General features: G+C 43.8%; 18 protein-coding genes. 10 read left to right on the top strand and 8 right to left on the bottom strand.

Annotated elements, in window-relative coordinates:
* Window positions 1–181: 181 nt before the first annotated feature.
* From ACTS60_RS02340 to yfcE, 6 genes are all read left to right on the top strand, one after another.
* Window positions 182–916: a DUF1538 family protein gene (locus ACTS60_RS02340; protein ID WP_440886980.1), complete on the top strand. Its 735-nt coding sequence runs from the start codon at window positions 182–184 to the stop codon at window positions 914–916.
* Window positions 913–1,704, top strand: a complete 792-nt coding sequence (locus ACTS60_RS02345) for a DUF1538 domain-containing protein (RefSeq protein WP_010446768.1) — start codon at window positions 913–915, stop codon at window positions 1,702–1,704. The genes ACTS60_RS02340 and ACTS60_RS02345 overlap by 4 nt, the downstream gene beginning before the upstream one ends.
* Window positions 1,694–2,044 (top strand): P-II family nitrogen regulator, encoded by a 351-nt coding sequence (locus ACTS60_RS02350; protein ID WP_440886981.1) that lies wholly within the window; start codon window positions 1,694–1,696, stop codon window positions 2,042–2,044. Before ACTS60_RS02345 ends, ACTS60_RS02350 begins: the two co-directional genes overlap by 11 nt.
* Window positions 2,041–2,445 carry a CBS domain-containing protein gene (locus ACTS60_RS02355; RefSeq protein ID WP_010446771.1) on the top strand — a complete coding sequence of 135 codons (405 nt, stop codon included), beginning with the start codon at window positions 2,041–2,043 and terminating at the stop codon, window positions 2,443–2,445. Before ACTS60_RS02350 ends, ACTS60_RS02355 begins: the two co-directional genes overlap by 4 nt.
* A gap of 124 nt (window positions 2,446–2,569) precedes the next feature.
* The gene (locus tag ACTS60_RS02360; protein ID WP_010446774.1) at window positions 2,570–2,779 is read left to right on the top strand and encodes a hypothetical protein; all 210 of its coding nucleotides are present in this window, start codon (window positions 2,570–2,572) and stop codon (window positions 2,777–2,779) included.
* An 85-nt stretch (window positions 2,780–2,864) separates the two neighbouring features.
* The gene (gene yfcE / locus ACTS60_RS02365; protein ID WP_440886982.1) at window positions 2,865–3,410 is read left to right on the top strand and encodes a phosphodiesterase; all 546 of its coding nucleotides are present in this window, start codon (window positions 2,865–2,867) and stop codon (window positions 3,408–3,410) included.
* A 39-nt stretch (window positions 3,411–3,449) separates the two neighbouring features.
* Here the strand turns inward: yfcE and ACTS60_RS02370 are convergent, their stop codons facing one another.
* The 4 genes from ACTS60_RS02370 to ACTS60_RS02385 all read right to left on the bottom strand — a co-directional run bounded on the left by ACTS60_RS02370 (window position 3,450) and on the right by ACTS60_RS02385 (window position 6,224).
* Window positions 3,450–3,728: a SelT/SelW/SelH family protein gene (locus ACTS60_RS02370; RefSeq protein ID WP_440886983.1), complete on the bottom strand. Its 279-nt coding sequence runs from the start codon at window positions 3,726–3,728 to the stop codon at window positions 3,450–3,452.
* A 288-nt stretch (window positions 3,729–4,016) separates the two neighbouring features.
* Entirely contained in the window at window positions 4,017–4,772 is a 756-nt protein-coding gene (locus tag ACTS60_RS02375; protein ID WP_440886984.1) for a sulfite exporter TauE/SafE family protein, read from the bottom strand.
* A 46-nt stretch (window positions 4,773–4,818) separates the two neighbouring features.
* Entirely contained in the window at window positions 4,819–5,334 is a 516-nt protein-coding gene (locus ACTS60_RS02380) for a regulatory protein ToxS (protein ID WP_440886985.1), read from the bottom strand.
* Between the two features lie 11 nt (window positions 5,335–5,345).
* Window positions 5,346–6,224 (bottom strand): winged helix-turn-helix domain-containing protein, encoded by an 879-nt coding sequence (locus ACTS60_RS02385; protein WP_440886986.1) that lies wholly within the window; start codon window positions 6,222–6,224, stop codon window positions 5,346–5,348.
* A 269-nt stretch (window positions 6,225–6,493) separates the two neighbouring features.
* Between ACTS60_RS02385 and htpG the strand changes: the two genes are divergently transcribed.
* The 3 genes from htpG (at window position 6,494) to hemH (ending at window position 10,469) form a co-directional block, all read left to right on the top strand.
* Window positions 6,494–8,398, top strand: coding sequence for a molecular chaperone HtpG (htpG, locus tag ACTS60_RS02390; protein WP_440886987.1), 1,905 nt, complete (start codon window positions 6,494–6,496; stop codon window positions 8,396–8,398).
* A gap of 320 nt (window positions 8,399–8,718) precedes the next feature.
* On the top strand, window positions 8,719–9,363 hold the full coding sequence (gene adk / locus ACTS60_RS02395; protein WP_440886988.1) for an adenylate kinase: 645 nt from the start codon (window positions 8,719–8,721) through the stop codon (window positions 9,361–9,363).
* A 140-nt stretch (window positions 9,364–9,503) separates the two neighbouring features.
* Entirely contained in the window at window positions 9,504–10,469 is a 966-nt protein-coding gene (gene hemH, locus ACTS60_RS02400) for a ferrochelatase (RefSeq protein ID WP_440886989.1), read from the top strand.
* Window positions 10,470–10,561: 92 nt separating this feature from the next.
* Here hemH and ACTS60_RS02405 read toward each other — a convergent pair whose 3' ends face one another.
* Window positions 10,562–11,950 carry a peptide MFS transporter gene (locus ACTS60_RS02405; protein WP_440886990.1) on the bottom strand — a complete coding sequence of 463 codons (1,389 nt, stop codon included), beginning with the start codon at window positions 11,948–11,950 and terminating at the stop codon, window positions 10,562–10,564.
* A gap of 331 nt (window positions 11,951–12,281) precedes the next feature.
* Here ACTS60_RS02405 and rfaH point away from each other — a divergent pair, with 331 nt between their 5' ends.
* Window positions 12,282–12,776 carry a transcription/translation regulatory transformer protein RfaH gene (gene rfaH / locus ACTS60_RS02410; RefSeq protein ID WP_440886991.1) on the top strand — a complete coding sequence of 165 codons (495 nt, stop codon included), beginning with the start codon at window positions 12,282–12,284 and terminating at the stop codon, window positions 12,774–12,776.
* Window positions 12,777–12,881: 105 nt separating this feature from the next.
* On the opposite strand, the gene asnB is transcribed toward rfaH, so the two are convergent.
* The 3 genes from asnB to nagC all read right to left on the bottom strand — a co-directional run bounded on the left by asnB (window position 12,882) and on the right by nagC (window position 17,662).
* Window positions 12,882–14,546 (bottom strand): asparagine synthase B, encoded by a 1,665-nt coding sequence (gene asnB, locus ACTS60_RS02415; RefSeq protein ID WP_440886992.1) that lies wholly within the window; start codon window positions 14,544–14,546, stop codon window positions 12,882–12,884.
* Between the two features lie 228 nt (window positions 14,547–14,774).
* Window positions 14,775–16,364, bottom strand: a complete 1,590-nt coding sequence (locus tag ACTS60_RS02420; protein ID WP_440886993.1) for a cation:proton antiporter domain-containing protein — start codon at window positions 16,362–16,364, stop codon at window positions 14,775–14,777.
* A gap of 83 nt (window positions 16,365–16,447) precedes the next feature.
* Entirely contained in the window at window positions 16,448–17,662 is a 1,215-nt protein-coding gene (gene nagC, locus ACTS60_RS02425) for a DNA-binding transcriptional regulator NagC (RefSeq protein ID WP_440886994.1), read from the bottom strand.
* Window position 17,663 lies beyond the last annotated feature (1 nt).

The raw sequence follows: 17,663 nt of genomic DNA on the forward strand, positions 1-17,663 counted from the left end.
GCTGAAGTGTACAATTGATGTTGATACACTGGCACATTCCCAATTTAAGTCTTTGCCTATTCACTTAGTTCACATTTTTAACATATGTAACGAAATGTTATGTGTGCCGTAATGTTGCTCACACTCGTTGGTACAAAACTATGTCATTCTAAAACTAGAGCACAATAAAGAAGGGAATTGAATGGCAGCATTGTTGGCGCTATTTCGCGCTTGTCTGAGCAGCGCAAGGGACTTGCTACCCATCGTTGTGGTGATTGCTTTTTTCCAGCTGGTTGTTCTTCAGGAGCCACTACCGAACGTCGTTCCAATTCTTTTTGGTTTATTGCTGGTGGTTCTCGGTCTGACGTTTTTTATTTTTGGATTGGAAATGGGGTTATTTCCGATCGGAGAAAGTATGGCGCAGGCTTTTGCTAGAAAAGGCAGTGTATTTTGGTTGCTTATTTTTGCTTTTTGCTTGGGCTTTGGAACTACCATTGCAGAGCCAGCTCTGACTGCTGTTGCTGATGAAGCTTCAGAAGTGGCAGCTGAGGGCGGGATGATACTCAATACCGAAGAAGCGATGGAAGAATACGCGGATGGCTTACGTCTCACAGTTGCATTGTCGGTAGGGATTGCAATCGTGCTCGGTGTTCTACGCATTCTTAAAGGTTGGCCAATTCAGTATATGATTATTGGTGGGTATATCGGTGTTGTTATTCTAACCGGGTTTGCTCCAGAGAATATTATTGGTATTGCTTATGATTCTGGCGGCGTTACAACCTCTACTATTACCGTACCTTTGGTAACCGCTTTGGGAGTAGGGCTTGCTTCTGCGATCAAAGGTCGTAATCCGATGATTGATGGTTTTGGGCTGATTGCTTTTGCCTCTCTTCTACCGATGATGTTTGTGATGGTTTATGGGATGGTGGTGGCATGATCTCATTTGCTCAGTTTTCGGATACTTTTCTTTCCACCGTCCGTGATGTAGTGCCTATCGCGACCATTATTTTTGGTTTCCAACTTGCGGTATTGAGACGTCCTGTTACCAACCTCTCTAAAGTCATACTTGGCTTCTTCTACGTTATTTTAGGATTATCTCTTTTTTTAATCGGGCTCGAAATGGCGTTGTTTCCATTAGGTGAAACAATGGCGATGCAGCTAACAGCTCCTGACTTTTTGATCGAATTTAAAGTCTCACTGGGTAAAGCTCTGAGTTGGGTTGACTATTATTGGGTGTACCTATTCGCGTTTTGTATTGGCTTTAGTACTACGATAGCTGAACCTTCGCTTATCGCTGTTGCCATCAAGGCAAATCAAGTGTCTGGGGGAAGTATTAGTGTTAACGGACTCAGAATTGCGGTTGCGTTAGGGGTGGCCATTGGTATTGCTTTAGGTAGCTATCGAATTGTAGTGGGGGATCCTATTCATTATTACATCATAGCGGGTTATATAGTGGTGGTTATTCAAACACTATATGCACCAAAGTTAATCATTCCCTTGGCATATGACTCGGGAGGGGTGACGACATCGACGGTCACTGTCCCATTGGTTACGGCTTTGGGATTAGGGCTTGCGTCTACTGTACCTGGACGAAACCCGATGATTGATGGTTTTGGCTTAATCGCTTTTGCCAGTCTATTTCCTATGATTTCTGTGATGGGCTATGCCCAAATAACCCAGTGGTTGAATAAAGATACCGCGGAGGAGAAAGAAAATGCGCTTTAAATTAATTCTGGCCTTTGTGGAAGATAGCAAAACAGACAAGGTGTTGGATGCTGCTCGTGAAGCTGGAGCAACAGGAGCTACGGTGATTAATAATGCCCGAGGGCAAGGTTTAAATCAAAAACGTACCTTCTTTGGTCTCACTCTTGAAGTACAGAAAGACGTGTTGCTATTTGTAGTAGAAGAGCATCTATCACGTCATATTTTGGAAACCATCAGTGAGGTAGGAGAGTTTGATCAAGAATCCGGTCAGGGCATAGCAGTTCAAATCGATGTGGAAGACGCCGTAGGTGTTGCACATCAAGTCGAGACATTAGCAAAGGTTGTGGAGGATGAGCTATGAGTAATCAAGAAATCATTCGTATTAGGGATGTGATGGCATCTACCTACGTTATCGTTGATGGACTTATGACGGTGCATGAAGGTATTGGTCTGGCTCGTAAGCATCAGGTCAAAGCATTAGTTGTCCAGAAACGCAATCAAGATGATGAGTTTGGCATTGTGCTGATGAACGATATCGCTAAAAAAGTCCTTGCCGTTGACCGCTCTCCCCAAAGAACGAATATCTATGAAATCATGACTAAGCCTGCACTGACAGTCGATCCAAACATGAACGTTAAATATTGTGCTCGGCTATTTGAGCGTTTTGGTATTAGCCGTGCACCCGTAATTGAAAATGGGCAAGTGATTGGCATGGTTAGCTACAATAATATTGTTATGAATGGGATGGCGAAAGGAGAATAGCCGATCACCAATCTCATTCAAGCGACATAAAGTGAACGGCGTTATTTCAACTATAAATCCCATTGCATAACCTACGTATGCATTTTATCCTTTTGCAAAGAGTAGAATTTTAAGGAAGTCTTGAATGCCTTTAGTCGCCTGTCCTGTCTGTGAGAGACAGATTTCAAAACGAGCACACAGTTGCCCTGGATGTGGAGAGCCAGATCCGCTAAATCATTTGGCTAAATCTAAGTTTCTGTCGATGACACTATGGCTAGCGGCATTGATTGGTTTTGGGTATGCGTTTTGGTTTTACCTTTTGCCGATGATGATTGAATTTGCTCGTCAACAGTAGTTGAATCCGTATTGAAGCTGAATCGCGGTTGAGGTTATATAGGAAAGCCGTAGAATGGCATCATTCTTTTTGAGGAGACGATGTCGTGAAACTATTTTTTGCCTCAGATTTGCACGGTTCTTTGCCAGCAACAGAAGAAACCATCAAATTGTATTTAGCCTCTGGTGCAGAGCACTTGATCTTACTTGGCGATACGCTCAATCACGGGCCGAGAAACCCAGTGCCGGAAGGCTACAACCCTCCGCAAGTGGCAGAGCTTCTAAACCAATACAGTGAACAGATCATTGCGGTTCGTGGTAACTGTGACAGTGAAGTTGACCAGATGCTATTGAACTTTCCAATGATGACGGATTATGCGTGGATCCTTTTAGAATCTGGCAAGCGTATATTCTTAACTCATGGTCACTTGTATCATAGTGATAAACGCCCGCCATGGCGTGAAGGGGATATTATTGCGCACGGTCATACTCATATACCAGTGGCAGAGGAACAAGACGGGGCTGTTATTTTTAACCCTGGCTCAATGACATTTCCTAGAAACGGTTTCTCGCGCAGCTATGGTTTGATGGAAGGTAACACGCTAACGGTGCAAACGCCGGAAGGTGAAGTGTTAGCTCAGACGTCAATTTAATCGTTGAGTGCAATGAAAACAGAGGGAGCTATTGGCTCCCTATTTTGTATCTGAATGACCCAAATCGCGCTCTGGATCAATAATGTCTCTGACCCTTTGTTTCAGTACCTTAGCCTCTGGAAACCCACCGTCTTTTTTGCGCTCCCAAATCTGTATACCATTGCAAAAAATCTCAAAACGGCCACCTGTATCAGGGTGTAAACTCACCGTTTCTATCTCTTCACTGAAAGTATGCAGTAACTCTTGTGATAACCACGTTGAGCGCAACATCCAATTACATTGGCGACAGTAGTAAATATCTATGATGGCTTTATCCATGTCTAATTCCTTTCTCTAAACACGAGGGTTTGTTGAACTTTCGTGGTTAAATTTTGTTCGAGATAAAATCGTTTTAGGTGAGGCGAGGAGTGTGTCGCCTAGTCATTCTAAGCAAATACTCCTTAACAAAGCATAAAACGATTTTAGCCGAACCCTTTGGGCAGCGTTTGTTGGTCATTTCTACTGCGTTATCGACTTCTCATGTAGGCTAGCTACACAACAAAGTCTCTGCCTTGTATAAATACCCAACAATTCGCTGCAAAAATCAGCTCGAAAGGTCAACAGACCCTAAAGCAGCAGTTTGATGCCGACTGCAAAGGTGAGGATCTCAAACGCAATCTTGATAACGCGATTGCTGTATCGAGTTGCTGCCCACGCACCTAAACTGCCACCTAAAAATGAACTCAATAACAGCACGGGTAGCCATGCCCAATGAATCGGAGCGCCTGCTTGTACGACGGCAACACCACCAATACCATTCCAAAACAGACCGACACAGATCATGGTGTAAGCCACTGCTTGCTTGTAGTCGTAACCAAACCAACGTACGAGGAACAGGGTGACTAATAAGCCCGAACCCGCTGTCAGGGAACCATTTACTAGACCAATTAGCATCAAAACTAATCCACCAACTACCCAACCTAATGTGTCGCGATGGGTAGTAAGTTCAGTTTGGCCAAGCTCTTTTTTAAAACGAGAATAGATGCCGAGAGCTAAGATCATCGAACCAAGCATTTTCTCTGCGATGACATCGGGTATTTTTACTATTAAGTTTGCGCCGATGATTACGCCGACACTACCGACTAATATAAGGTAAAGGGCAACTTTTAACTTAATGGTGCCTGCTTTCAAGTGTGTACTCGCCGCACCCAAACCAAGAGCGACTGAAGCCACTTTGTGTGTACCAAGTGCGACAGAAAAGGGTAAGCCTAGAAAGATCAATAGCGGAAATTGCAATAAACCAGCACCGCCACCAGAGAGAGAAGCGAGTGTATTTGCAACAAGGGAACCGAAGAAGAGTGTGAGAGTATCTAGCCAATCCATGCGTAAAATAAAGGGGCCATCTTGGCCCCTTATTATTGAATCAAAATCAGTTTCTAAACAGTACCGTAGAACCGTGGTTCAAGCTAGTCAGTAGTAACGTTTTTTCGTTAACAACATCAATGCGACGGCTCTGTTCGGCATCTAGTCGGAAAATCTGAGTAATTAAGCGTAGCTGTTCTTCAGTAAAATCTTTTGACTGAGATGAAGAGATATCTTTGAACTCAGATGGGCTAACTAAGAGATAATTGTCACTTACTTCCCAGCGTCCTCTTTCTGAGATGTTAATAGAGGATTCAGCGGATGAACCATGAGCAAATAACTTAATATTTGCTACACGAATGTAATCACCGTTAGGTAGGTATTTGACATTCGATTCAACGTTGACGCGGCGTAATGGACCTACAGTGTCATCCGGTAAGTTATCCGTAATAACAGTAACCATGGTGGATTGCCACTCATTAGAAGTCAGAACTTGTTCTACTTTTAGGTCACTGCCCCAATAAAGCCAGCTACTAAACAATACAGACACGGCTAACACCGCAATAGCGAGTTTAATTTTCATCATGTCTCCGATTATTTGCAGATGTCAGTTGGGTCGTTTTGACCAGCAAAGATACGTAACGTCACATTTTCAAATGAGTGGTCCGTATCATGAATATAGTTCAATACAAGCTTGTTACTTTGACCGCCAGTGGCGATAACTTTCACGGGCATTACGTCATTTTTATGATTTTCTACGTATCGAGCAACACACTGTTCAATAGAAGGCATCCACTGCATTAATTGAGGGTGGTTTGCCGGTGTCATAACGGGTACACCGCTAAACTCTGCAATCTGACGAAAATGAGATTCAGCTGGCTTAGTCAGGGTAAAGATGACGATCGGCAGCAGTACAGCAACAAACAAAATGGCACGTGTGATCCAGTTGTTGTTTGAACTGATTTTGGCAGTCGAAAGTGGTGTCGTGTTATCTGTTTTTGAGCTTGGTTCATTTGATACAGGCTCTTCAACCTGAGGTTGCGCTTGAATCTCTTCGGCAACACTCGCAAAAGTGCTTTCTTCAATATCGCTGTCTTCAAGCTCGATATTTGGCTCTGAGGTAGGAGTGCTCATTCTTTCAACACTACAAATCAACTGATAGCCACGTTTTGGTACTGTTTTTACAAACTCAGGGGATTTTGTTGAGTCCTTCAACATTTTTCGCAATGTGGAAATCGCTTGAGTTAGGCTTGAGTCATCCACCTCAAAGCCTTGATCTCGCCAAACAAACTCGTGGAGTTCATGGCGGGTTAATACTTCATTTGGTCTCTCTGAAAGCATAAGCAGAATTCGACTTTCATTGCTTCCTAAGCGAACAACTTCATTGCCACTTTGTTGGTCAGCGAGAGAATTGCTATTTGGGTCAAAGATAAACCTTTGAGCAAGTAGGAATTTGGTGCCGATGTTAGTCATTTAGTTCTTCTTAGATGGATGATTTTGTAATAGTGGTGATTCGCATCGCATTTATTCTGCAATAACAAGATCAAAATAGTGAATTTTAGAAGGTTTTATGCATCAAGGATAAACAAATTTTTCTAAAAAAACACCGTTTTTACCAATATTGACCTTGAATTTACATTTGTCAGCCACATGTTAAATAGCATCTCACGTTGGCATTGAATGATTAAATGCCTCTCAGGCTAATCCAATTATGGCCGTTAATTTAGATATATGGAGCAAACATGAGCGATACCGTATCTCAAAACAAAGAAACTCGTGGCTTTCAATCTGAAGTAAAACAGCTACTTCACCTTATGATTCATTCTCTTTACTCGAATAAAGAGATTTTCTTGCGCGAACTGATCTCAAACGCGTCTGACGCATCAGATAAACTGCGTTTCCAAGCCTTATCCAACCCAGATTTGTATGAGGGTAACGCAGATCTTGGTGTTAAGCTTGCGTTTGATGAGGCAGCGAATACTCTCACCATTTCTGATAACGGCATCGGAATGAGCCGTAATGATGTGATTGAGCACTTAGGCACCATCGCAAAATCAGGAACGGCAGAGTTTTTCTCAAAATTGTCTAATGAGCAGAGTAAAGACTCTCAGCTTATTGGTCAATTTGGTGTTGGCTTTTACTCAGCATTCATCGTTGCCGATGCGGTAACGGTTCGTACTCGTGCTGCAGGTCTAGCGGCCGATGAAGCTGTTCAGTGGCATTCTGCCGGTGAAGGTGATTACACCATCGAGACAATCACCAAAGATACTCGTGGTACGGATATCGTGCTTCACATGCGTGAAGAAGGTAAAGAGTTCTTAAACGAATGGCGCCTGCGCGATGTGATTAGCAAATATTCTGACCACATCGGCATCCCTGTTTCTATCCAAACTGCAGTTCGTGATGACGAAGGCAAAGAAACGGGTGAGAAGAAATGGGAGCAAATAAACAAGGCTCAAGCGCTATGGACTCGCAACAAATCAGATATCTCAGAAGAAGAGTACCAAGAATTCTACAAGCATGTTTCTCACGACTTTGCTGACCCATTGACGTGGAGCCATAACCGTGTAGAAGGTAAAAACGACTACACCAGCCTGCTTTATATCCCAGCTAAAGCACCTTGGGACATGATGAATCGCGACCATAAATCGGGTCTAAAGCTGTACGTGCAGCGCGTATTTATCATGGATGACGCAGAACAGTTCATGCCATCTTACTTGCGCTTTATTCGTGGTTTGATTGATTCAAATGATCTGCCTCTGAATGTCTCTCGTGAAATTCTGCAAGATAACAAGGTCACTCAGTCATTGCGTAATGCTTGTACCAAACGCGTGCTAACCATGCTTGAGCGTATGGCGAAGAATGATGATGAAAAGTACCAGTCATTCTGGAAAGAGTTTGGCCTGGTAATGAAAGAAGGCGTTGCAGAAGACATGGCAAACAAAGAGAAAGTTGCCAGTCTATTGCGTTTCGCATCTACTGAACTGGAATCTGCAGAGCAAACCGTCGCTCTTGTCTCTTATGTTGAACGCATGAAAGAAGGCCAAGATAAGATCTACTTCCTAACGGCAGACAGCTACGCAGCAGCGAAAAACAGCCCGCACCTTGAGCAGTTCAAGGCGAAAGGTATCGAAGTTATCTTGATGTATGACCGTATCGATGAGTGGTTGATGAACTACCTGACAGAGTTTGATGGTAAGCAGTTCCAGTCGATCACCAAAGCAGGCTTAGATCTAAGTCAGTTTGAAGACGAAGCGGAAAAAGAAAAGCAGAAAGAGACAGAAGAAGAGTTTAAGTCTGTTGTTGAGCGCACTCAGTCTTACTTGGGTGACCGTGTTAAAGAGGTTCGCACAACGTTCAAACTAGCTACTACGCCAGCAGTGGTTGTTACTGATGATTTTGAAATGGGAACGCAAATGGCCAAGCTTTTAGAAGCAGCAGGCCAAGCAGTACCAGAAGTGAAGTACATTTTCGAAATTAACCCAGAACATGAACTAGTGAAGCGTATGGCTGATGAAGCCGATGAAGAAGCATTTGGTCGCTGGGTGGAAGTGTTGCTAGGTCAAGCAATGCTTGCTGAACGTGGTTCAATGGAAGACCCAACGCAATTTGTAGGTGCCATCAACAAGCTTTTGACTAAGGTTTAATAGTCAGATATCCACAAAAAGCTCGCAAAATGCGGGCTTTTTGTTTGCAACCGCATAGATTCACACTTTAAGTGTTGAGTTAGTAATCAATAAGACAAGAAAGCAGGCATTGCTAACATTCTTTAGTCTTAAACTGCTCATTGCATAATGAAGCTGTGTTAGAATCTCAATACTTGAATGTGAGTAGTAAGGCGTGTATTTTGGCTCGCCTAAACGTTATACCGAAACTTATCGTTGCGAGGACTTTGTTGGGCTAATGTCCAAGAGATTCAGTTATTGTGAGCTTCGGTATAAATCTTAAATATTAAAGAGGATAAATCATGCGCATCATTCTTCTAGGTGCTCCAGGTGCAGGTAAAGGCACACAAGCAAACTTCATCATGGATAAATACGGTATTCCACAAATCTCTACTGGTGATATGCTTCGTGCTGCTATCAAAGCAGGTACAGAGCTTGGTAAACAAGCTAAAGCTGTTATCGACGCTGGTCAGCTAGTTTCTGATGAAATCATCCTTGGTCTAATCAAAGAGCGTATTGCTCAAGACGATTGCGAAAAAGGTTTCCTACTAGATGGTTTCCCACGCACTATCCCTCAAGCTGACGGCCTAAAAGAAATGGGCGTTGATGTAGATTACGTTATTGAATTTGACGTAGCGGATGACGTGATTGTTGAACGTATGGCTGGTCGTCGTGCTCACCTTCCTTCAGGTCGTACTTACCACGTTGTTTACAACCCACCAAAAGTGGAAGGTAAAGATGACGTAACTGGTGAAGATCTTGTTGTTCGTGATGACGACAAAGAAGAAACAGTACGCGCACGTCTAGGTGTTTACCACGATCAAACTGCACCACTTATCAACTACTACGGTAAAGAAGCAGAAGCTGGTAACACTAAGTACCTTAAATTCGATGGTACTAAGCAAGTTGCAGAAGTGAGCGCAGATATTGAGAAAGCACTAGCATAATTTGCTAACGGCAAAATTTAATATTTTGATATATTTAAAAGCGACCTTTAGGTCGCTTTTTTTATTCTGCCTGTTAGTACGATGAACTTTTCTCTTCGATATGCCGTACAAACCAAGCCGTTTACCATGAATAGGATGTTATGAAAAACAACAATAAGAAGCAGGGTGTGTTATTGGTTAACCTTGGGACGCCAGATGAGCCAACTCCGCCAGCTGTTAAACGCTTTCTAAGTCAGTTCCTTCATGATCACCGTGTTGTTGATATGACACGTTGGCTGTGGTGCCCAATTTTGCATGGTATCATTCTGCCAATTCGTTCTCCAAAAGTAGCCAAGCTATATGAATCGGTATGGATGGAAGACGGATCACCTCTCATGGTGTATTCAAAACGCCAAGCAGAAAAGCTAGCGGTGGCATTAGATCTGCCCGTAGAGTTAGGCATGACTTATGGCAATCCAAGTTTGCAATCAGGTTTTGAAGCTCTACAAGCACAAGGTGTTGAAGATGTGATTGTGTTGCCTCTATACCCACAGTATTCAGGGACGACAACAGCAGCCGTCTCTGATGGCATGACAAAGGCATTTCAAAAGATGCCAGTAATGCCAGAGTTTAGCTTTATTCGTGATTACCACAATCATCCCCAATACATCGCCGCATTAGCTCAATCGGTGCGCGACCACTGGGCTGAGCATGGCCAAGGTGATTACTTGCTGTGTTCTTACCATGGTATTCCTAAGCGCTATGCAGACAATGGTGATATCTATCCTATACATTGTACAGAGACAACACGATTATTGGCTGAGGCTCTTAGTTTAAGTGAAGATCAAATAGGTATGACGTACCAGTCTCGCTTCGGTCGTGAAGAGTGGCTGCAGCCATACACAGATAAGACGCTGGAAGTACTCCCAAGCCAAGGTAAGAAAAGGCTTAATGTGATTACGCCAGCGTTCTCGGCAGACTGTTTAGAAACGCTTGAAGAGATCTCGGAAGAGTGCCGTGAGATTTACCTAGAAGCTGGTGGCGAGAGCTTCAGCTACATTCCTTGTTTGAATGACAATGATGAACACATCGAGATGATGGCCGAGCTTGTTCGTTCCAAGCTATAAAGCTTAACCCAAACCTATCTCCAGCCATGCTTGAGTGTCAGAAAACAAAAAGGGTCGCAATTGCGACCCTTTGTTTTTATTTGCACTTTATATTAAGCAACTTGAGTTTGTTGCTCTTCAATTTGTTCTACTGCGCTGTGTGTATTCTCTGCACCATGCATCCAACGTACAAGCGTGTTAGAGAACAACAGTAAAATCACACCAGAGATAGTCGCTGTTACTGCGATACCGCTGAAGATAGCTAGCGCACCAAGTTCGCCCACGTGAGAGCCCACGTAACCGGCAACGTAGTTTGCAATTGCGTTACAACCAAACCATGCACCCATCATAAGTGAAGCAAGACGTAGCGGAGCTAGTTTCGTTACTAGAGATAGACCGATAGGTGATAGACATAGCTCACCAAGGGTATGGAAGAAGAATGCACCAACTAGCCATAGCATAGATGTTTTCACTGCTGTGTCTCCACCTTGCTCCATAACAGCACCAACCATACATAGGAAGCCTAGTGCTAGGAAGAACATCGCGAAGGCAAACTTCATTGGTGAATTCGGTTCACGTTTACCCAGTTTCACCCATAGAACGGCTAGTACAGGTGCAAGAGTAATAATGAAGAATGGGTTTAGCGATTGGAACCACGCTGCAGGAACTTCGAAGCCACCGATCATACGATCTGTGTATTGCTGCGTGTAGATGTTCATTAGACCGCCGGCTTGCTCAAAGCCAGCCCAAAAGACGATCGTGAACAAGCTCATTACTAGAATAACTTTGATGCGGTCAACTTCTTCTTTCGTTAGAGGCTCTTTTTTCGCTGAGTTCTTGTTTGCTAGATCGCGTTTTGCCGCTGGTTCACGGCCAATATCACCAAGCCAAGACTGAGCGAATGACATTTGCATTACAAGGCTGATCAGCATACCAGCACCTGCAGCAACAAAGCCTGCTTTCCAACCAAACTCATTGGTTACCGAGCCAGACACGACACCCGCAAGTAGTGCACCGATGTTGATACCCATGTAGAAGATAGTGAACGCGCCGTCACGACGGTTATCGCCATCTTTGTATAGGTCACCTACCATAGTAGAGATGTTTGGCTTGAATAGACCGTTACCAGCAATAAGAAGTCCAAGACCTAGGTAGAAAGTGTGGAGAGAGCCAAGACCTAGAGCATCTGCTGGCATCGCTAGTGTAAATTGGCCAACAGCCATTAACGCGCCACCAATTAGGATCGAACGACGCTGACCCAAGTAGTTATCCGCAAGGTAGCCACCGATAAGTGGAGTGATGTAGACAAGTCCAGTATAGATGCCGTAAAGATCTAGAGCATCTTTAGTCGACCAGCCAAGACCACCGTTCATGGTTGTGTCAGTCAGATAAAGTACTAGAATGGCGCGCATTGCGTAGTAAGAAAAGCGTTCCCATAGTTCAGTTCCGAACAATAAGAACAAGCCACGTGGGTGACCAAAGTATTGATGTTGGTTTGACATAAGCTCTTCTAATAGTAGTTATTACATTTTTTAACGAAATCTACGTATACATTGCAATTCATGTGATGACAAATAATAAAATTTCATGTTTCGATAGTAATGCTTTGTTAAGTTGCTGTTTTTGAGTATTAATCTAGAGTTTTTGTCGGTGCAATACTTGTACTACAAACTTAATTTCCAATTTTGAGTGTGGACATTTGGTTTGTTTCTTTAATGTAAGTCATTGATTTCGTGGATGTGATTCTGGGTTACGTATATGATTTTAATCATGAATGACTCATTTTCATGATAATGCTACGATAATTAAAAAAGTAGTAGGCGAACATAAAGAATGAAACGTTGGTATTTGATTTATTGTAAGCGTGGCGAGCAGGCTAGAGCGAAGCTGCACTTAGAAAACCAAGCGGTAGAGTGTTTCTACCCGACGGTAGAAGTAGAAAAGATTTTACGAGGAAAAAGGCAAATCGTTAATGAGCCTCTTTTTCCTTCCTATGTTTTTGCAAAGTTTGACTATGAACAAGGGCCAACATTCACCTCAGTTCGATCAACTCGTGGTGTGATTGATTTTGTTCGCTTTGGTTCACAGCCAAAAGAAGTAGATGGGGCCTTAATCTCAGAATTGAGGAACTCAGAGCATCAGCTTGATCAAACGACGACCATCTCTTTACCAAAGCAAGGAGATATGGTTCGTATTAAGAGTGGACAGTTTGCGGGCATAGAGGCCATCTTCCAAGAAAAGGATGGAGAGAAGCGTTCTATGATGCTAGTGAAAATGATTACACAAAGCGTACCTATCAGTATTGAGAATAAAGATCTCGACTTGTGATGCTAGTAAATAGAAAAAGAGGTGCGAAAAGCACCTCTTTTTGATCGTGTTTGTCTTACTTGTGTTCAAGGCTGGGGGATCCAGCCTATTAAAAGCTCAATAAGATTAGTATGCGTCGTTGTGAACGGTCTGTACTGCACGACCCGATGGGTCAACACAGTTTTGGAATGATTCATCCCACTCGATCGCTTTAGCCGAAGAACACGCGACTGACGGACCACCAGGAACACACTCTGCTGCAGATGGCAGAGGGAACAGCTCTTCAAAGATCTCGCGGTATACATAACCTTCTTTCGTCGTTGGTGTATTGTAAGGGAAGCGGAATTGAGCCGTCTCCATTTGCTGATCCGTAACTTTCTGCTCTGCTACTTCTTTTAGCGTATCAATCCAACTATAACCCACGCCATCAGAGAACTGCTCTTTCTGACGCCATGCGATCGATTCTGGTAGGTAGTGCTCGAAACACTCACGTAGAATGTGTTTCTCCATCTTACCGTTGCCACACATCTTGTCTGCTGGGTTCAAGCGCATTGCTACATCAATAAACTCTTTGTCTAGGAAAGGTACACGGCCTTCCACGCCCCATGCAGCTAGTGATTTGTTAGCACGCGCACAGTCGAACATGTTCAGAGCAAGCAGCTTACGTACCGTCTCTTCGTGGAACTCTTTCGCGTTTGGTGCCTTGTGGAAGTATAAGTAACCACCGAAGATTTCATCAGCGCCTTCACCAGACAGTACCATCTTGATACCCATCGCTTTGATCTTACGACCCATTAGAAACATTGGTGTTGAAGCGCGAATTGTTGTTACGTCGTAGGTTTCAATGTGATAAATCACGTCACGAATCGCGTCTAAACCTTCTTGGATGGTGTAAGTCATCTCGTGGTGAACCGTACCAATTTGGTCAGCCACTTCGCGAGCCGCTTTCAAATCTGGCGCACCTTCTAGGCCCACAGCAAAAGAGTGCAGTTGTGGCCACCATGCTTCAGATTTTTCATCGTCTTCGATGCGCATCGCTGCAAAGCGTTTTGCAACAGCCGAAGTGATTGAGGAATCCAGACCCCCAGAAAGAAGTACACCGTAAGGAACATCGGTCATTAGTTGGCGTTTTACTGCTGCTTCTAGTGCTTCTGTTAGTTCTTCTTTGCTTGTACTGTTGCCTTGTACCGCTGCGTATTCGTTCCAGTCTCGGATGTAGTAACGTTGAGGCTCCGCATCAGCGCTGCTGTAGTGACAACCTGGAGGGAATTCACTCACGGTTTTACATACTGGTACCAGTGCTTTCATTTCTGAAGCGACATAGTAGTTACCGTGCTCGTCGTAACCTTGGTAAAGCGGAATAATACCGATGTGGTCACGACCCACTAGATATTCGTCTTTTTCTTCATCATAAAGTACGAATGCAAAAATACCGTTTAGCTCTTCAAGAAGGTCAGCGCCCATTTCTTGGTATAGCGCCAGAATAACTTCACAATCTGAATCGGTTTGGAACTCGTATTTGCCTTCGTAACGCGCACGAATTTCCTTGTGGTTGTAGATTTCGCCGTTAACAGCAAGGATGAGTTTTTTATCAGGGCTGTATAGTGGCTGAGCACCACTATTTAGACCAACGATCGCCAGACGTTCATGCGCTAGGATTGCACGCTCTGATGAGTAAATACCAGACCAGTCTGGACCACGGTGACGAAGCTTTTTCGACATCTCAAGTGCGATAGGGCGCAATGCCGCTGCATCGCTCTTAATGTCTAAAATGCCAAATACTGAACACATACAACATCCTTTTTAAACTAAACAATTTTTAATCTGTATGGATTCAATTTGCCATTCTGAGTAAAAAAAGCAACGTTTTGTGATTAAAAAATTGATAAAAAGGCTTGTTGGTTAGATTTTATTTAAACAAAGTGCGAAATTGGTGAATGAAATTAAGGTTTGGTGTAAAAAACGTACAAAAAAGCCCTCCAATTAATAGAGGGCTCAATAAAAATATTGTGTTGGAACTTATTTCATTGGCGTAAATTGAGGTTGCAACTGATCGCACACATGTCGTGCAAAACCGCTACCAGCCTCACTATAGATATTAAACGCAGCATCGACACCAGTCTCTAGTAGACCCTCTAATTGGTCGGGATACTCGGCGATTGCCGCAATCTGACCTTTATAGTTTCGGCTTTGTAACTGCTCAAGCGCCGTTTGGTTACCTTGGTGATGCGGCATTGCTAACAGCACCATTTTTACATTTGCTGTATCTAAGATGCGCTCCCAAAAGTCGGGGTCAGTTGCGTCGCCCGCAATGACATTGCGGCCTTCAGAGCGGTGTTTGTGTGCTGCGTCTTCACGAACTTCGACGCCGAGCGAAATCTTCCCGTAGCGAGCTCGTAATTCATCGTAAGCACCTGTGCCAATTCGCCCCATACCTAGAATTAATACTTGAGCATGGCCGGGGTTGATAAGTTGATCTCGTTGGTTCAACTTTTCTGCCGCTGTCTCTTGTAGCCATTTACCTGAATGTTGGTAAATCTGGTGACCGAGCCGGTTTAACGGTGCCGAGATGATAAATGAGATAGAAACAGCAACAGCAATGGCAGCCAACATATCACTTGGCATCCATCCCATCTTGTATGCTAAACCACCAACAATCAGACCAAACTCACTGTAGTTGAAAAGCGAGAGGGACGTCAGTAACGAAGTCCGTACGCGGAACTTAAAGTGATTGATGGTTAGGAAATAAAGCAGTCCTTTAATAGGCAGCAGTAAGATAAACAAAAGAGCAAGACCAACACCAGTAAAGCTCAATGAAGCCGACAAACCAATATTTAAGAAGAAGCAAACAAGGAACAACTCTTTCATATTGAAGAGGGATTTAGATAGCTCTGACGCCTTGCGGTGCCCTGCTAGCAACATACCAAGTATCAATGCTCCTAGGTCAGGCTTCATGCCGACTAGCTCAAACAAGCCTGCACCGACAACAAGTGCAAAGAAGATACCAAAGAGAACCAGCATCTCTCCGTGTCCTACTTTATCCAGTAACTTATAGAACATCGGGCGAAGAAGGGGCAGTGCAAACAATCCAATTGCGTACCACTCTGGGATTTTACCAGTTGAAGCGGTGAGGAAAACAACCGCAAAGATATCCTGCATAACCAGAATACCAATTGCCAACGTACCGTACGTGGCATTCATCTCACCTTTTTCTTGCAGTGTTTTAACGGCAAATACGGTACTTGAGAAGGATAGAGCAAAGGCGAGTAGTAGGATCTGACTATGTTCCATGCTCGCTAGGGAAGATAGACCTAGCAATTTAAGTCCGATGAGAACCAGCGCGAAGAAAAGGGTGGATAGAATGTTGTGCGCGGTTGCACCTCCCCAAATCTCTTTGGAAAGAAGTGTTTTTACATCTAGCTTTAAACCAATGGTAAAGAGCAGCAAGGTAACACCAAGATCAGCTAACGTGATAATAGTTTCACTGCTTTGGTAGCCAAACGCATGCAAGCCAAAACCGGCTAGTAGAAAGCCAACTAGAGGAGGGAGGTTGCATTTTAGTGCAATAAAACCAGCTATAAAAGCTGTTGTAATTAGAATGATTTCCATACTGTTGAGCGATATCCCTGACATACAAAAACGGGCTGTGAATTCACAGCCCGAGATTGTAACTCAATTAGTTGAATAAAAGCTTAGTCTTCAAGCAATTTTTGTAACAAAACGCCATTTAGCATTGCACGTTTAATCATTGCAAACGCACCCATTGTCGGTTGTTTGTCAATAAGAGAAGCGACAATAGGCAGTTCGTTGTGGAAAGTTTTTAGTGACTGGTTTTCAACATTACGTTGAATCGCAGGGAATACGATCTCTTCAGCCTCAGTAATATCACCGGCAATAACGATTTTCTGTGGGTTAAACAAGTTAACAGTAATCGCAATCGCTTTACCTAACTGGTTGCCTACGCGGACTAAGCTTTGTTTAGCTAGTTCGTCACCATTTATTGCATGTGTGCATACATCTTCAATGGTGATGTGCTCAAGCTGGGTAAGGCTAGATTCGTAACCTTGTGCAATCAGCTTTTTCACTCGTTGAACGATAGCTGGGTTTGCCGCTACGGTTTCTAAACAGCCAAAGTTACCACATTGACATTGCTCACCAAGTGGATCGATCTGAATGTGACCAATTTCGCCCACGTTACGGTTAAAGCCTAGGAATACTTGGCCATTAACAATGATACCTGCACCAGTACCTCGGTGAACGCTAACAAGAATAGAGTCTTGGCAATCTTGGCTTGCCCCAAAGTAGTGTTCAGCCAGGGCCATACCACGCACGTCGTTACCAACAAAACATGCAGTATTGAACTTCTCTCTAATGATCTCGCCCAACGCTAGGTTGTCAATATCGGTGTTCGGCATGTACTCAACAACGCCGGTGGTAGGGTTCACCAAACCAGGAAGTGTAATGCCGATAGCGATCAATTGATCAATCTTATCGTGGCAGCGGTCGACAAACTCTTTTAACAAATCAACTAAACCTGCGATGAGGTCTGCTTGATTGGTGTAGTGGAGTTCGTGCTGGTCTTCTGCTAATGCCGCACCACCTAGGTCATAAAGACAAAACTGAACATAGTCTCGTCCTAATCGAACGGCGATGGAGTGGAAAGGTTTTACTTCAGTGGTCAGCGAGATAGCTCGTCGACCGCCGGTAGAAGCTTGTTGCGCGACTTCTTTGATTAAGCCGCGCTCTAAAAGTTGGCGGGTTATTTTGGTAACACTCGCTGGGGCGAGCTGACTAACATCCGCGACCTGAATACGGGAGATTGGACCTTGTTGGTCAATCAGCCTGTATACCGCAGCGCTGTTAAGCTGTTTTACTAAATCTACATTACCAATCTGTCCGCCATTCATG

The sequence above is a fragment of the Vibrio sp. WZ-1 genome, assembly GCF_052037695.1.
In the GTDB taxonomy this organism is placed as follows: Bacteria; Pseudomonadota; Gammaproteobacteria; order Enterobacterales; family Vibrionaceae; genus Vibrio.